Annotated in this window: 9 protein-coding genes; 6 read left to right on the top strand and 3 right to left on the bottom strand. The window is 57.0% G+C overall.

From position 1 onward, the window contains the following. Nucleotides 1-239: 239 nt before the first annotated feature. The 6 genes from tsaE (at nucleotide 240) to trxA (ending at nucleotide 9,701) form a co-directional block, all read left to right on the top strand. Nucleotides 240-716 carry a tRNA (adenosine(37)-N6)-threonylcarbamoyltransferase complex ATPase subunit type 1 TsaE gene (gene tsaE, locus AUQ43_RS14345; protein WP_062957335.1) on the top strand — a complete coding sequence of 159 codons (477 nt, stop codon included), beginning with the start codon at nucleotides 240-242 and terminating at the stop codon, nucleotides 714-716. Then, the gene (locus tag AUQ43_RS14340; protein ID WP_062956893.1) at nucleotides 713-1,837 is read left to right on the top strand and encodes an aminoglycoside phosphotransferase family protein; all 1,125 of its coding nucleotides are present in this window, start codon (nucleotides 713-715) and stop codon (nucleotides 1,835-1,837) included. The genes tsaE and AUQ43_RS14340 overlap by 4 nt, the downstream gene beginning before the upstream one ends. Then, nucleotides 1,834-2,595, top strand: coding sequence for a nucleotidyltransferase family protein (locus AUQ43_RS14335; protein WP_062956892.1), 762 nt, complete (start codon nucleotides 1,834-1,836; stop codon nucleotides 2,593-2,595). The genes AUQ43_RS14340 and AUQ43_RS14335 overlap by 4 nt, the downstream gene beginning before the upstream one ends. Continuing rightward, entirely contained in the window at nucleotides 2,595-5,756 is a 3,162-nt protein-coding gene (gene addB, locus AUQ43_RS14330; protein ID WP_062956891.1) for a double-strand break repair protein AddB, read from the top strand. The genes AUQ43_RS14335 and addB overlap by 1 nt, the downstream gene beginning before the upstream one ends. Then, entirely contained in the window at nucleotides 5,753-9,217 is a 3,465-nt protein-coding gene (gene addA, locus AUQ43_RS14325) for a double-strand break repair helicase AddA (RefSeq protein WP_062956890.1), read from the top strand. The genes addB and addA overlap by 4 nt, the downstream gene beginning before the upstream one ends. 163 nt (nucleotides 9,218-9,380) lie before the next feature. Next, the gene (gene trxA, locus AUQ43_RS14320; RefSeq protein WP_008888557.1) at nucleotides 9,381-9,701 is read left to right on the top strand and encodes a thioredoxin TrxA; all 321 of its coding nucleotides are present in this window, start codon (nucleotides 9,381-9,383) and stop codon (nucleotides 9,699-9,701) included. A gap of 74 nt (nucleotides 9,702-9,775) precedes the next feature. On the opposite strand, the gene AUQ43_RS14315 is transcribed toward trxA, so the two are convergent. From AUQ43_RS14315 to AUQ43_RS14305, 3 genes are all read right to left on the bottom strand, one after another. Further along, nucleotides 9,776-11,461: a methyl-accepting chemotaxis protein gene (locus AUQ43_RS14315; RefSeq protein ID WP_084272112.1), complete on the bottom strand. Its 1,686-nt coding sequence runs from the start codon at nucleotides 11,459-11,461 to the stop codon at nucleotides 9,776-9,778. A gap of 436 nt (nucleotides 11,462-11,897) precedes the next feature. After that, nucleotides 11,898-14,348 carry a DNA translocase FtsK gene (locus tag AUQ43_RS14310; RefSeq protein ID WP_062956888.1) on the bottom strand — a complete coding sequence of 817 codons (2,451 nt, stop codon included), beginning with the start codon at nucleotides 14,346-14,348 and terminating at the stop codon, nucleotides 11,898-11,900. A gap of 56 nt (nucleotides 14,349-14,404) precedes the next feature. Next, nucleotides 14,405-15,607 (bottom strand): aminotransferase class I/II-fold pyridoxal phosphate-dependent enzyme, encoded by a 1,203-nt coding sequence (locus AUQ43_RS14305; protein WP_232310687.1) that lies wholly within the window; start codon nucleotides 15,605-15,607, stop codon nucleotides 14,405-14,407. Nucleotides 15,608-15,761 lie beyond the last annotated feature (154 nt).

The raw sequence follows: 15,761 nt of genomic DNA, 5'->3' as shown, positions 1-15,761 counted from the left end.
TTCTTCCATCCAAATAAAATCGAATTTGGGTAGGGGGCTGACCCCAAGCCCGGCGGTGTGCGGGATTTCTTATGCAGCCAGATAGCATCTGGGGCATGATATCGCAATGTAAACTGCCCATTATCCGGCGTTGCGTCGTGATTTCAGCCACATGCAAAAACTGGCGTCGCAAAATCATTGCGAAAGGCCGCATCAAACCCCTAAAACAGAATGCAAGAGCCACTCAAAAGACGGACATCATGACCAGGACAGTCACTGTCAGCGATCAAAACGGGACCGAAGCCCTAGCCGCCAAGCTTGCCGCTGTTGCCAGGGCAGGGGACGTGATTTTGATGCATGGGACACTCGGCATGGGTAAAAGTGCCTTTTGCCGCGCCTTCATTCGGGCGGTGGTCGATAACCCGCATGAAGAAGTTCCCAGTCCGACTTTCACACTGGTTCAGATCTATGAACTTGATCGCGTGCCGGTCTGGCATTTTGACCTGTATCGACTGTCTGACCCCGAAGAAGTCCACGAACTTGATATTGAGGACGCCTTTTCTGATGCCGTCAGCCTGATCGAATGGCCCGACCGCTTGGAATATCTGACCCCGGAAAACCGTCTTGATATTCATATCGATCCCGGATCGAACCCTGATGGCCGTGTGTTCAAGCTTGAGCCGCATGGCGATGACTGGGTGACGCGTATCAATGATCTGGTGGTGGATCCGTCATGAACCGCGCAAGCCCCGATCAGGAACGCCGTAACGCCGAACGCCAGGATTTTCTGGTTACCTGTGGCTGGCAGATGGCACAGGTCATGCCGTTGGTTGATGATGCCTCGGCGCGGAAATATTTCCGCCTCGAACGGCGCCATGACACCGCCCTTCTGATGGATTTTCCGCCGACGGCAATTCATGTCGATCCGCACGGTATACATGACAACCCAGAACGCTCGGCCTCTGTTTCGCCGGTATTGCAAACCACAAACCTGTTCCAACAGGCCGGTTGGCGAGTGCCCGAAATCTATGAGGCGGATGAAAAGCGCGGCTTGGTCCTGATCGAGGATTTCGGCGATATCACCTTTACCGAGGCGCTCACGGGCAGTGCGATGCTTGATGGCATGACGCAGGATGCGCTTTATTTGCGTGCCATCGAACAGCTGATCACCCTGCACCGCTTCTGCGACGGGGGCGGGATGAATGATTGCGGTCTGGTGCGCTATGACCCGGAAAACCTGCGCCGGATGCTTGGCAGCTTCAAGGACGATTATCTGCCACTCATCATCCCGGATGCCGCCAAGCGTGAAGCGGCAAGCACGGCCTTTGATCAGCTTCTTGAAACCGTGCTGCCACTTTGCTGGCAGGTGGGCGAGGTGATCATTCACCGTGATTATCACGTTGATAACCTGATGCTGGTTGAAAATGGCGAGGGCGGTGATGATTGCGGCATCATTGATTTTCAGGACGCGGCAATCGCACCACGGCCCTATGATCTGGCGTCGCTTCTGCGCGATGTGCGCCATGATATCGGCCCGGACCTTGAAGCGCGGATGAAGGAATTCTATCTCGCTGCTTTCCCTGACATTGATCGTTCTGGTTTCGAAACAGCCTATATTGCAACCTCGATGGTGCGCAATTTCCGCATCCTGGGCCGGTTTGGCTGGCTTGCGAGCAAGGCCGGAAAGACCCGTTATTTCGACTTTATCCCGCGCTGCTGGGACATGATCCTGCGCGGGGCGGCTGATAACCTGCTGGCCCTTCAGGACTGGGTGGATGCCCATATTCCGTCCGATGCGCGCACCGCACCGCAAATTTCCAAAACTCCCGCACCGTCAGGCAAAGAGGCACAATTATGAGCGCACCAAACGCAAAGGCACAGGCCATGGTTCTGGCGGCGGGCCTTGGCAAGCGCATGCGCCCGATCACCGATACCATGCCAAAGCCGCTGATATCGGTCGCGGGCAAGCCGATGCTTGATCATGTGCTTGATAAACTGGCAAACGCCGGTGTCACGCAGGCGGTGGTCAATTCGCACTATCTTGGGCAACAGATCATGGATCATGTTGCCAACAGAACTGCCCCCGCAATTGTGACCTCGCCCGAAGAAGACCTGCTTGAAACCGGCGGCGGGGTGAAAAATGCGCTCTCCAAACTTGATGATGACGCGGTCCTGATTGCCAATGCCGATGTCTTCTGGACCGAGGGGGCGGAGCCACTGTTTGATCGCCTGATCAATGCTTTTGACCCCGATCACATGGATGCACTTCTGGCGCTTTATCCCGTCTCAGACGGCTATGGTTATGATGGGGCAGGGGATTTCTTCTGGCAGGTGGATGGGCGCTTGAAACGGCGCGGTGATGCGCTGTCAGCCCCGTATTTCTTTACCGGCGTGCAGATTCTGGCGCCGCACCTATTTCAAGACACGCCCGATGGTGCCTGGTCGCTGAATGTCGTTTATGACAAGGCGTTGGCCGCTGGACGGTGTTATGGTCTGGTCCATGATGGTGGATATTTCCATATCGGTACGCCTGAGGCGCTTGAAGAGTCAGAGCCTGTCATTGCCAAGGCGCTTGAGGTCGAGCGCACCAAGAAAGCCGCATCCGGGGGAGTTTGATGGCCGACCTGTTTGATTACATGGACGCGCCCGACTATGACGAAGCTTCCTTCGCGGGGGAGGCAACGCCGCCCTCAAACCTGTTTTTCATTCCGCCCGGTGTTGCCTTTGCCGATCTGATCGCCAAACAACTGATGGCGGAAACCGCCGATCAGCCAGATCTTCTGCCGGACTATGTTCTGATGGTGCCCAATCGCCGATCCGCCAAGGTGATGCGCGATGCCTTTTTGCGGCAATCACAGGGCGCGGTTACGCTGCTTCCGACCATTCGTCCCCTGGGCGAGGCGGATGAGGATGAATTGGCGATTTATGGTGCGGGTGGTGAACAGGCGGCCCTTGATCTGCCGCCCGCCATCCCCGATCTCCAACGTAAATTGCTGTTAACCCAGCTGATTATGGGACGCCCTGATCATCGCGGTGAAAAACCAACCGCCGATCAGGCCGCCCGTCTTGCAGGCGAACTCGCACGCTTTCTTGATCAGGTGCAAACGGAAAACTGCGCCTTTGACGATCTTAAGGGCCTGGTGCCCGAAGAGTTTGCCGAACACTGGCAGCTCACCCTTGAATTTCTGCAAATCCTGACCATTCACTGGCCGGGTATTCTGGCTTCTCAGGATGTCAGTGACCGGGCCATGCGGCGCAATGCCTTGATTGCCGCACAGATTGATCTATGGGAAGAAAACCCGCCAGAAACACCGGTGCTGATTGTCGGCTCAACCGGCCCGTTTCCCGCTTTGCGCGATTTGATGGCGGCTGTGCTTAGAATGCCGCAGGGCCGCGTGGTTCTGCCCGGTCTGATGACGGGACTTGGTCACGAAGACTGGGCAGCGATTGCCGATGATGCCGCCCATCCGCAGCATCTTCTGGGCAAGACGCTCGGCCATATTGGCCGTCATGCCGACAGTGTCCTGCCTTGGCCAGCAATTGAGCCCGAAAACGATGCCACGATTGAGCGCCGCCGTCTGGCCCGCGAAGCGTTGCGACCGGCCAAGACCACCCATCACTGGCGTCACATCGCTGGATTTAGCCCGGATGTGATGGACGGCGTTCTGCGGGTTGATTGCTCCGGTGCGCGTGAAGAGGCAACCACAATTGCCCTTATGATGCGCGAGGCGCTCGAACATCCTGAAAAGACCTGCGCGCTGGTCACCCCGGACCGTGGCCTTGCCCGGCGTGTGGCCACCGAACTGCGCCGGTGGGAGGTTGAAATTGATGATTCGGCCGGTATCCCGCTGCATGACACCGCACCGGCGATTTATCTGCGCCTTGTGGTGCGGGCGGTACAGGAAGAATTTGCCCCTGTTCCTTTGCTGGAACTGCTGAAACATCCCCTGTCGGCGGCGGGTCTGTCACCGGAGAATTTCCGAGTCCTGACCCGTCTTCTGGAAAAGGAAGTCCTGCGCGGTGCCCGACCGGGTCCGGGGCTGGATGGGTTGCAAACGGCACTTGATGGCTGGTGCGAGGATACGGTTGCCCGCCTCAGCGCGTCCGGATCAGATAGCGTGACCGGCCGGATTGAACGTATCCGCGATGATCATGCGCGCCTTAGTGATTTGGTGGAACGCATTAAAACCTGCCTTGATCCGATTGATGATCTGACTGGCGATAAAGCGCACGCGCCGGTGCATCTGCTGCGCACTCATGTTACGGCGGCTGAGGCACTGGCGGCCAGTGATACCCAAACCGGCGCTGATCGGCTGTGGCGCGGCGAAGCGGGCGAGGCATTGGCGGATTTCGTTCATGAATTGCTGAATGCGCTGACGGATTTCGCGCCGATGCCGGGCAATCGGTATAGCGCGTTTCTCGATGCCCTGATGGCGGATCGTGCCGTGCGTCCGCGCTATGGCAAACATCCGCGCCTGTTTATCTGGGGAACGGTCGAAGCCCAGATGCAGCAGGCCGATCTGACCATTCTGGGTGGGCTGAATGAGGGTGTCTGGCCACCTGAAGCCGGGGCCGATCCGTGGATGAGCCGGCCGATGCGGCGTAATTTCGGCTTGCCCGCCCCCGAGCACCGTGTTGGACAATCGGCCCATGATTTCCAGCAACTGTTTTGTTCGCCCGATGTGGTGATGACCCGTGCGCTGCGTATCGAAGGCACGCCAACTGTGCCGTCACGCTGGTTGTTACGGATTGAAAACATTCTGCGCAAATCGCGCGTGTCGATGGAAAAGCCTGATGCTGCGGAATGGCGAGCACTGGCTGACTTGATTGATGAACCCGCGCCGGATATGCGTGTTAAAATCGGCCGCCCCGCACCCAAGCCACCCGTATCCGCCCGCCCGGATCGTTTGTCGGTGACCCAGATCGAAACATGGATGCGGGACCCATATGCGATTTACGCCCGTCATATCCTTGGCCTGCGCAAGCTTGATGGTATCGACGAAGATCCAGGTGCAGCCGATTACGGTAACCTGATCCACGACGCCCTTGATCAGTTCATCGCCCGCCATCCCGAACATTTACCACCGGATGGCGAACATGAATTGCTGATCATTGGTCGCGAAGTGTTCAAGCCGCTGGCCGCACGTCCCGGTCTTTGGGCCTTCTGGTGGCCACGGTTCGAGCGCATCGCCAAATGGTTCATCCAGACTGAAGCAGCGCGCCGCGATGTCGTGCGGAAATCCTATACCGAGCAGGCCGGAACCCTTGATACCAGCAGCGGTTTTCAAGTCTATGCCCGTGCCGATCGCATTGATCAGCTGCGCGATGGCGGGATTGCGATCATTGATTATAAAACCGGCCAAGTACCTGCGAAAAAAGATGTAGTGAGCGGTTTTGCCCCTCAATTGCCGCTCGAAGCGGCGATTGCTGAAAAGGGGGGCTTTGGCGACGTGCCTGCGGGGCCTCCGGCCAGTTTGGCATTTTGGAAGCTCTCCGGCGGTGACCCAGCAGGAAAAATTGAAGAACTGGACGCCAAGAGTTTGAAAACCACTCCGGCCGAACTGGCACACGCGGCGGTGGACGGGGTTAATGGGCTTGCTGCGGCCTTTGCCGATCCCGATACGCCCTATCTCAGTGTTCCTCATCCTGATCACGCACCGAAATATTCCGACTATGTCCATCTCGCCCGCCTGCGGGAATGGATGGGCAGCGAGGATGTTGATGATAGCGCTAACATCGATGCAAAACAGGATGTTGGCGAAGGGGAAAAGTCATGACCGAAATGCGCGGAACTGATCCCAACGTCCTGCAACGCAATGCCTCTGATCCGACCGCATCGGTCTGGGTGTCGGCCTCGGCAGGTGCCGGTAAGACCAAGGTGCTCTCTGACCGCGTGTTGCGCCTGATGCTCTCTGGCACCGAGCCGCATCGCATTCTGTGTCTGACCTTCACCAAGGCCGCGGCGGCCGAAATGGCCAACCGTGTCAACGAACGATTAGGTCTGTGGGCCACCATGGAGGATCGCGATCTTCAGGCTGATCTTGCCAACCTAGCAGGTATGGCGCCGAGTACCGATGAAACCATCCGTGCGCGCCAGCTTTTTGCCCGTGTGCTCGATGCGCCGGGCGGAATGAAAATCCAGACCATCCATGCGTTTTGTCAGTCGCTATTGCGCCGTTTCCCGCTTGAGGCCGGTTTGGCACCGCATTTTGAAATCATGGATGACCGTACAGCGGACGAAACTATGGCTGCGGTACAGGAAGAAGTTCTCGCATATGCTCGCACAGGAAGGGACGATCAGCTTGCTCGATCCCTTGCAATAGTGACGGCTCAAGTCGGTGAAGGTGCCTTCGGCGATTTGATGCGGGAACTCGCTCGGGAGCGTGGGCGGCTGAAGCGCATGTTGCACAGTCATGGCGGCTCCAACCGAATGCACCAAGCAGTCTATAAAGCACTTGGTGTGCCTATGGGTTTGGATGACGAGGAGATATTACGTCGTGCGCTTTCGGATGATGCTTTTGATCGAGACGGCTTATTGCGAGGTCTTGCAGCTCTTGAGTCCGGGAAAAAAAGCGACCTCAAGCGGGTGCCCGGACTTGCTCAATTCCTTGAAAAGACGACTGTTGAAGATCGAGTGGCTGTTTTTAACGACTACATCCGAGTGTTCTTCACTGAAAAAGGAAAGCCCTTTGACAAGCTGATCACGAAGGATGCTGCCGAAAATCACCCGATGGGGGCCGATGCGCTTGAACAGGAATGTGCGCGTCTGGTCGAGGTCGATCGCCAACGCAAGGCCGCCGCAATGGCCGGGGCGACATCGGCCCTGATTACCATCGGCAATGCGATGCTGGACCGCTATGCCACCAAAAAGGCCCTGCATGCCCGTCTTGATTACGATGACCTGATCTTGACCAGCTTGCAGCTTTTGCAACGTCAGGCCGGGATTGCCGGCTGGGTGTTGTTCAAGCTTGATGAAGGCCTGGATCACGTCCTGATTGACGAGGCGCAGGATACCAACCCCGAACAGTGGGAAGTGGTGCGTATTCTGGCCGAGGAATTCTTTATCGATGCCGGGCGCCATGCCGATAAGCCACGCACCATCTTTGCCGTCGGCGATGCCAAACAATCGATCTATAGTTTCCAGCGCGCTGATCCCGAAAAATTCGCCGAAATGCGCCGTTATTTCCGTGAACGGGCGCGTGAAATTGCTGCCGACTGGCGCGAAGTTCCGATGAACATCTCGTTCCGGTCCACCGATGCGGTGCTGGGCACGGTGGATCGTGTGTTTGCCGGGCCAGTCGCCAGGCAAGGTGTGGGCGATGATGGCGCCGATGTGCTTCACAGCCCGTTCCGTGTCGGGCAGGCCGGGCGGATTGAACTTTGGCCTGCCGTCGAACCCGAAGAGCGCGCACCCGAAGACCCCTGGACACCGCCGACCCGCATTATCCGCCTCGAAGATCCGGAAATTCGCCTTGCCCGCGTCATTGCCGGGCGCATCCGCCATGCGATTGATGAAAAGGAAAATCTGACGTCTCGGGGCCGTCCGGTGCGCGCAGGTGACTTCATGATCCTTGTGCGCCGTCGTACTGCCTTTGTCGATGAGGTCGTCAAGGCGCTTAAGGAACGCAATGTTCCCGTTGCCGGTGTTGACCGCATGCAAATCACCGATCAGCTTGCGGTGATGGATCTGGTGGCATTTGGGCGGTTCCTGTTGATGCCCGAAGATGACCTGACACTGGCCGAGGTGCTAAAAAGCCCGTTGATCGGGCTTGATGACGATCAGCTGTTTGAAATTGCCCATAACCGCTCCAGAACCCTTTGGCATGCGCTGCGTGAAAAGGCGGCTGTGGTTGAAGACGGATCGCCGTTTGCGCGTGCCTATGCCTTTCTGTTCAAGTGGCTGGGCCGGGTTGATTACGAACGCCCGTTTGAACTTTATGCCGAACTTCTCGGCGGTCGCGGTGAAGAAGCGCGTGGCGTCCGTGCCCGTCTAGTTGGTCGTCTGGGGATCGAGGCGAACGATCCGATTGACGAATTCCTAAACCTCGCCATGGGGTATGAGGCTGATCATGCGCCAACGCTTCAGGGCTTCCTGCACTGGCTGATGGCGGGCGATGCCGAGATCAAGCGTGACCTTGAACAAAGCGGGCGCGATGAGGTCCGCATTATGACCGTGCATGGTGCCAAGGGGCTTCAGGCCCCCATTGTGTTCCTGCCCGATACCATGCAGGTGCCGACACAGGCCCCGAACCTGTTTTGGCAGGAAGATCGCAACCTGATGTTCTGGTTGCCGCGCGTGGCGCTTGAAACCGATCTTGTTGCGCGCCTGCGCGATGACATCGCACTTAAACGCGATCAGGAATATAACCGCCTGCTGTATGTCGCCCTGACACGCGCAGAAGACCGCCTTTACATCTGTGGTTGGCAGGGGCGGCGCAAGGCGCCAGAGCATTGCTGGTACAATCTGTGTAGCCAAGCGATGGAAGGCTACGCCAAACCGGCCCAGATTGATCTTTCGGCCTATTCCGGATCGGGATGGGACGGGGAAGGCTGGATCTGGGAGACTGAACAAAGTCAGGCCCCAAAGCCCGATCGTACGGATGATGTTGCGGACTCGCAACAATCGACCGAACGCCATCTGATCCGGGCTGTCGCGCCAACAGAATCCTTCCCGCCCAAACCGCTGGCACCCAGCCGCATGATCGAGGAGGACGAGGTTCACCAGTCACCGCTTGGCGGAGATCAGGGGCAAAGCTTTAAGCGCGGACTTCTGATCCACAAGCTGCTCGAACTTCTGCCGGATCTGCCCGAGCAGGCCCGTCGCAAGGCTGCGGAACGTTTCCTTGCCCAGCCGATCCATGCGCTTGATCCCGATCAGCAGATCGAAATCGCCAATGAAACGCTGGGCATATTCGATAACCCGGCCTTCGCCCCGGTCTTTGCACCCGGATCACGGGCAGAGGTGCCGCTTGTCGGCATTGTCGGCGGGGATGTGGTTTCCGCCCAGATTGACCGGCTTGTCGTTCGCGATGACGAAGTGATGATTGTCGATTACAAAACCAATCGACCGCCGCCACGCGATGTCGAAGATACGCCGCGTGCCTATCGCCGCCAGATGTCGATTTACCGCGCGGCACTGGCGCAAATGTATCCGGGCAAGACGGTCAGGTGTTTCATTCTTTGGACCAACGGGCCGTGGATGGTGGAGCTGCCTGAACATATTCTGACATTTGGCTGACGGAACCGACTCCGGGTGTGACAAGGCTTGGCGCCGTGCAGTTTCTTTGGGCAGGCCCAATGCGCTTGACGTTTGCGTCGGTGCTGCCTACCTTGGCCTCATAAAGCGGATCGAGGTTTGCGGGTTCGCCCGCCTTGCCTCGTAACAACTAGGATCTGAAAGTATGACCACGATTAAAGTTTCCGACGGTTCGTTCGATACCGACGTTCTGGGTTCCAACGACCCGGTTTTGGTCGATTTCTGGGCTGAGTGGTGCGGTCCGTGCAAACAGATTGCTCCATATCTCGATGAAATCGCTGGTGAACTGGGCGGCAAGCTCAAGATCGCCAAGGTGAATATCGACGAAAACCCGAACACCCCGGCGAAATACGGTGTTCGTGGCATTCCGACCCTGATGATCTTCAAGGGCGGCGAAGTCGCGGCGATGAAAGTCGGCGCACTGCCGAAAAGCGCCCTTGTTGACTGGATCAACCAGTCGATCTGATCTTTGTCGGATCATTGAATTAAAAAAGGCGGGCTGAATTTCAGCCCGCCTTTTTTTGTCTGCTGTGTGCAAACTCAGGCGGCCCGGATGTCTTCCAGGAACCGCTTGACCTGCGACAGAAGCGCTTGTGATTTGTCCGACAGGCTGTTGGATGCGGACAGAACTTGGCCCGATGAAACACGCTCTTCGTCTGCGGACTCGCGCAGGCCAACAACGTTATGGGCGACTTCCTTGGTACCTGCCGCTGCTTCCGAGACATTTCGGGCGATTTCACCAGTGGCAGCATCCTGTTCGCTTACGGCCGCAGCAATACCCCCGGCAACTTCATTTAGTTCCTTCATGCGCGATGACAGATGCTCAATCGCGCCAAGCGCACCCTGAGTGCTGCTTTGGATGCCTTCGATCTGGCTGGCGATATCTTCGGTCGCACGTGTTGTCTGATTTGCCAGGTTTTTAACCTCGGCTGCGACAACCGCAAAACCTTTGCCAGCCTCACCGGCGCGGGCGGCTTCAATTGTCGCGTTCAGGGCCAGAAGGTTGGTTTGCTCGGCAATCGACTGGATAAGCTCAACCACTTCGCCAATCTTATCCGATGCATTGGCCAGTTCGGCGAAGATCGCCGTCGCGTCATCGGCTTCGTTGGCGCCAGCCTGCGCGATGTCAGAGCTTCGGCTGACCTGGGCGGTGATTTCGTCAATCGCCGCTGCCAGCTGCTCGGCAGCCGATGCGACGGTTTCAACGTTGGTTGCAGCCTGTTCCGTTGCGGCTGCAACATTTGCGGCCTGACCCGATGTCTGATCAGACTGGGCGGCCATGCCGGTTGCGGTGCTACGCAGTTGGTCGACAGCGGCGTTAACCACGGTCAGGTCACTTTCAACGTCCTGCTCAAACTTCGCAATGCGGGCATTAACCTGCTTGGCGCGTGCCAGTTGTGCGGCGTTTGCGGTTTCCTGTTCTTTTTGCAGACGGTCGGCTTTTTCCCGGTTTTCGCGGAATACTTCGAGTGCGCGGGCAAGATCACCAATCTCGTCCTTGCGATCTGTGGCATCGCTTTTGACCGATGTATCACCATCTGCAAGGTGCGAAAGTGCTTCGGTGATGCCGCGCAACGGGGCGGTTGTGCTGCGTTCGATGGCAAAGGCCAGGCCGCCAATAACGGCCATGATCACCACAAGTGTGACAAGATCCATCGTTGCGACATTCCAAAAGGCTGCTTCCACATCATCGGTATAGATGCCGGCGGCAACGATTAGGTCCCAGCCCTGCACGAGTTTGGCATATGCCAGCTTCGGTTCGTTGTTGTTGGTATTTGGATGCGGCCACACATAAGAAACAAACCCCTCGCCGGACTGAACGGCAATGGCGCTAAGTTCTGCGATCGGTGTTGCGCCGGTCGGGTCCTTGACTGAAGCCGCGCTTTTGCCGACCAGCTCGGGCACCAGCGGGTGCATGGCCATCGTGCCATCGCGCTCGGTGACGAACACGTAGTTGTTGTTATCGAACCGTTGGCTTGCCAGTGTTTTAAGGGCGGCTGCCTTGGCGTCGGCCTCGCTCATCTCGCCTGACTTTGCGCGTTCGGCATAGTCCTGAACAATGCTGGTCGACTGATCGACGACATAACGCAAGGTGATCTTGCGGTCATCCATCATGGTTTCGTGAAGGGAATACAAGTTCAGGATAGCAGAAGCCGCCAGTGCGATTGCCACAAGAACCATAACGCCGCGCAACTTCGCCGCGAATGAAAAATCAGAGAGCCTCATAGTAAGACCTAACCCGCATGAGTGTTGACTGAATGTATGGGCATTTGATCCGCTGAATGCAGAACACAGCTGGCTATAGTCGATTGAGAAAATGAGACATTGATTTGGGCCAAACCATTCCTAAAAAGTTTTATAAATAATTGGAAAACAACGATTAATATATTTGAATTAAGTAAAATATCTTCTTTGGGCCGATTACAAAGGGGCTAAAGGAACGCGCTTTGCGGGGAGATTGCGGAACCCAGGCCGCTGGTTTTGGCTTGGGTTGGGCGGCGCAACCTCAAGTAACCTGCAAATATGGGGAAGTCGATTCGGCTCAGACCTCAGGCATGGCAACAATTCGATCATCCGGCTCAAACGACGAAAGGCGGCCCTGAAACAGGCCGCCTTTTGTCATTTTGTGAAACCGTGCGCCACGAAGCGGATGGTTTATCCATCAGTATTCGTAGGGGGTACCATCCATGTTTTCCATCAGGACTTCGCGCTTGCCGACATGGTTGGCTGCTGAAACAACGCCGTTTTCTTCCATCTGTTCGATGATGCGGGCCGCGCGGTTATAGCCGATGGAAAGCTTGCGCTGGATAAAGCTGGTCGATGCCTTCTTCTCGCGCAGGACAATGCCAACTGCCTGATTGTAAAGATCATCATCCGATCCCGAACCGCCGGAAGCCCCGGCATTACCACCTGCCATATAGGCCGCGACAGGATCTTCTTCGGGTTCTTCGGTAACGGTTTCAAGATAGGCCGGATCGCCCTGATCGCGCAGATGCTTGACGATGCTTTCGACTTCTTCATCGGACACAAACGGTCCGTGGACACGCTGCAAACGGCCACCCTGGCCCATGTAAAGCATATCCCCCTGACCCAGAAGCTGCTCGGCGCCCATTTCACCCAAAATGGTGCGCGAATCGATTTTCGAGGTCACGGAATAGGAAATACGTGTCGGGAAGTTGGCCTTGATCGTACCCGTGATCACGTCGACCGATGGGCGCTGGGTCGCCATGATCAGATGCAGACCAGCCGCACGGGCCATCTGTGCCAGACGCTGGATGGATGCTTCCACATCCTTGCCTGCGACAAGCATCAAGTCAGCCATTTCGTCAACGATGATGACGATAAATGGCAGCGGTTCCATCGGCAGTTCCTGATCTTCAAAGATCGGTTTGCCGGTTTCCGGATCAAAGCCGGTCTGAACACGTCGGGTCAGTTGTTCGCCCTTGGCGGCTGCTTCCTTGATGCGTTTGTTATAGCCCGCGATGTTACGCACACCGACCTGGCTCATGGCGCGATACCGGTCTTCCATCTCGCGCACCGCCCATTTAAGGGCGACAACCGCCTTGTGCGGATCGGTCACAACCGGTGTCAGAAGATGCGGGATGCCGTCATAGATCGACAGTTCAAGCATCTTGGGATCGATCATGATGAAGCGGCATTCTTCGGGCTTCATCCGATAGAGAAGCGACAGGATCATCGCGTTCACACCCACCGACTTGCCCGAACCCGTGGTACCGGCAATCAGCAAGTGCGGCATTTTCGACAGATCGGCAATCACCGGTGTGCCGCCGATATCCTTGCCAAGGCTCATATTCAGCTTGCCGGTGTTCTTTTCAAAATCACTCGATGCCAGAATTTCATGCAGATGCACGGTTTCACGGCGCACATTCGGCAATTCGATCCCGATAACGTTACGGCCCGGGACCACGGCAACACGGGCAGCAATCGCACTCATGGAGCGCGCAATATCATCAGCCAGACCAATAACGCGCGATGATTTGACACCGGCGGCGGGCTCCAGCTCATAAAGGGTAACAACCGGACCGGGGCGGACCTGAACGATCTCGCCCTTAACGCCAAAGTCCTGCAGGACAGTTTCCAGCAAGCGCGCATTCTGTGCCAGCGCTTCCTGATCAACCGGGTTGGCATCAGCCGGGTCGGGTTCGCCCAGAAGGTCAAGCGGCGGAAAGCGGTATTCTTCGGTGCCCAGATCAAGCGATGCCTGACGCTGGGCCGCGGCCTTCTGGCTTGGTTGCAGCTTGGCGGCGGGGGCGGCGACGATATGTACCGGCGGTTCGTGATCGCCGTCATCATCGTCAAAGCCATCGTCTTCGGCGGGGGTGGAAATTGGTTCGGATTTGCGGGTCGAGATGGCGCTGCCAAGCTTCGACTTGCCTTTGTCCATCGACGGTTCCTGACGCGATCCGGGAGCCCGTTTGGCAAGCGGTTCGTCGTTGCTTCCGGTCGGGATGATGGCGCGAATGCCCGAAATCACCTTGCCACCGGCAAAGGACAGGGCCGTGCCGAGGCGCTCCCACTCTGACAGGGAATAGGCCATGCAAAAGATCGTCAGTGCCAGACCGAGCACCATGGATGCCAGCGCAATCAGCGCCCGCGCACCGGGTACACCGATCATCGCAAAACCAGCTTGTAACTTGTTGAGCAATAAATCACCGGCAAAGCCGCCCAAACCGACCGTCAGTGGCCAATGCATACCCGGCTGAATGTCGGCTGCCGACGTTGCGACCAGAAGCAGGGCAAGTGGCAGCACAAGGAACCGCGCCCACATCCAGCGAAACGGCTTCACTGCAATCAGGCGCAGTCCCCAACCAACCAGCAGAACCGTAATCAGGGCAGAGGCCAGACCAAGCGTACGCAACATCAAATCCGCGCCATAGGCGCCAACAATACCCAGTGGATTAAACACTGTTGTCCGGTCTGTTGCGTGGTTAAAGGATGGGTCGCCCGGATGAAAACCAATCAGCATGATGAACAGGGCCATGGCCAGCAATACCAGCCCAAGGCCGCAAAACCGCAAGCCACTGCGCTTGAGCAGTGTTACAAGACTGCCGGGCATGAAAGCGGTTCCAAGAGTGTTTGACTGGCTGCTCATCTGGGTATCCGTTCTGGTTAAGTCCTGCTGTTCTGCTGGGTGCGATGCACTGAACCCTAATTGTCCAATGCCTGCGCGATGCGGGTCAGTCCTTCCCGCGTGGTTTCAAGATCGTGAACAAGGGCAATGCGAATATACCGTTTGCCCGGATTGTTGCCCCTAGCATCGGTCATCGACAGGTAACTGCCGGGAATGACTTTTACGCCGGTTTCCTTCCAGATTTTCCGGGTGGCGGCTTCGTCATCACCAACATCAAGCCACAGGAAAAAGCCCCCCGGCGGGCGATAAAAACCAAACCGGTTGCCAAAGACTTCCTCGGCGATGTCGATTTTCGCACGATAGAGGTCACGATTGGCCTCTGCATGGGCATCATCGTTCCAAAGCATGGTGGATGCTGCCATTACCGGCATCGGAACCGTGGCGGAGCAATAACTGCGCAGCGCGGTGAAGCGTTTGACGATTTTGGCGTCACCGGCAACAAAGCCCGATCTCAGACCCGGTGCGCTGGACCGTTTCGAAAGGCTGTGGAAGACAAGAATATTGTCCATGTTCCCGCCTTGCGCGGCGCAAATTTCCAACGCGCCCGTCGGGGCGGTGCGGTCATAGATATCGGCATAGCATTCATCCATGGCCAGAACGAAGTCATGCTTGCGGGCCAGCGCAATGATCTGTTCAAGATAGTCGCGCGATGCAATCGCCCCTTGCGGATTGGCGGGCGAGCACAGGAAGAACAGTGCACAGGCATCCAGATCACTTGGGTCAATCTGATCAAGATCGGGCATGAAGCCGTTATCCGGGCCAGCGGCCAGCGGTACCATTTCGGCATCATTGAGAACCGCTGCCCCGCAATAAACCTGATAGAACGGATTTGGCAGCAAGACCTTGGGTTTTGGTCCGGGCTGATCCTGCGGAATGACGGTGGTCGCGATCAGATAAAGTGCTTCGCGTGTACCTGCGACCGGCAGGACGTGGTCATCGCGATTGATCATGTCTGCGGGCAGGTTATAGCGCCGATCCAGCCAGTTTTTGATGGCGTCGCGGAGTTCCGGTGTGCCCGCGCCGGGCGGATATTTGTGCCAGAGGCTGGCATGCTTGACCATGGCATCGGTGATCATCGCAGGCGGTTCGTGTTGCGGTTCGCCGATCGACATGACAAGGGGTGGCTGACCGGGTTCAATACCGTCAAGCAGGGTTGCCAATCGCGGAAACGGATAGGCAGGCAATTGATCCAGGCGCGCGTTAAACATGTTCGTCGTCATTCCAGCATGGTCTGTGGCCCGCCATCGGCGGTGCCGTTCTTCAGAAGATGGGTAAAATCCCCTGACTTTACCCCTATGCCAAAAGTGCAAAGAAACATTTAAGAGCGGCATGAAATCGGCGTTAAACCGCCACTGCGATAGTGATGTGCGAAAC

Source organism: Thalassospira sp. MCCC 1A01148, assembly GCF_001613795.1.
Lineage (GTDB): Bacteria > Pseudomonadota > Alphaproteobacteria > Rhodospirillales > Thalassospiraceae > Thalassospira.
This window is presented reverse-complemented; position numbering and strand designations above follow the sequence as displayed.

Bases quoted from the DNA above. Each gene is read 5' to 3' on its own strand.
- tsaE (WP_062957335.1), top strand. From the start codon at position 240: ATGACCAGGACAGTCACTGTCAGCGATCAAAACGGGACCGAAGCCCTA.
- AUQ43_RS14315 (WP_084272112.1), bottom strand. From the start codon at position 11,461: ATGAGGCTCTCTGATTTTTCATTCGCGGCGAAGTTGCGCGGCGTTATG.
- AUQ43_RS14335 (WP_062956892.1), top strand. From the start codon at position 1,834: ATGAGCGCACCAAACGCAAAGGCACAGGCCATGGTTCTGGCGGCGGGC.
- AUQ43_RS14310 (WP_062956888.1), bottom strand. From the start codon at position 14,348: ATGAGCAGCCAGTCAAACACTCTTGGAACCGCTTTCATGCCCGGCAGT.
- trxA (WP_008888557.1), top strand. From the start codon at position 9,381: ATGACCACGATTAAAGTTTCCGACGGTTCGTTCGATACCGACGTTCTG.
- AUQ43_RS14305 (WP_232310687.1), bottom strand. From the start codon at position 15,607: ATGACGACGAACATGTTTAACGCGCGCCTGGATCAATTGCCTGCCTAT.
- addA (WP_062956890.1), top strand. From the start codon at position 5,753: ATGACCGAAATGCGCGGAACTGATCCCAACGTCCTGCAACGCAATGCC.
- AUQ43_RS14340 (WP_062956893.1), top strand. From the start codon at position 713: ATGAACCGCGCAAGCCCCGATCAGGAACGCCGTAACGCCGAACGCCAG.
- addB (WP_062956891.1), top strand. From the start codon at position 2,595: ATGGCCGACCTGTTTGATTACATGGACGCGCCCGACTATGACGAAGCT.